At 57.1% G+C, this 368-nt stretch carries 1 protein-coding gene; it reads left to right on the top strand.

From position 1 onward, the window contains the following. Positions 1-368: transposase (locus KP705_RS19380; protein WP_215765490.1), on the top strand; the 368-nt coding region annotated here is incomplete at both ends.

Genomic DNA, 368 nt, shown 5'->3' with positions numbered 1-368 from the left:
GCTCTGGCCTATGCGGACGGGAGCAAAGGCGGCCGTCCGCCGTTTGATCCGGTGCTGATGTTCAAAATCCTGGTGATCCAGACGCTGAATAATCTGTCCGATGAACGGACGGAATATCTGATCAATGACCGCCTGTCCTTCATGCGTTTTCTTGGTCTGGGGCTGTCAGATCGCGTGCCSGATGCCAAAACGGTCTGGCTGTTTCGYGAGCGTYTGACACAGGCGGGWGCCATTGAAAGGCTGTTTGCCCGGTTTGATGCAACTCTGCGGAACGCGGGCTATCTGCCGATGTCGGGCCAGATCCTGGATGCAACATTGGTAGCCGCTCCAAAGCAGCGCAATACCAACACCGAGAAAGCCGACCTCCG

The organism is Gluconobacter sp. P1D12_c (genome assembly GCF_018812105.1).
GTDB classification, from domain to species: domain Bacteria; phylum Pseudomonadota; class Alphaproteobacteria; order Acetobacterales; family Acetobacteraceae; genus Gluconobacter; species Gluconobacter oxydans_A.
The sequence above is the reverse complement of the archived record's forward strand: the minus strand, read 5'-3'. Positions and strand labels throughout refer to the sequence as shown.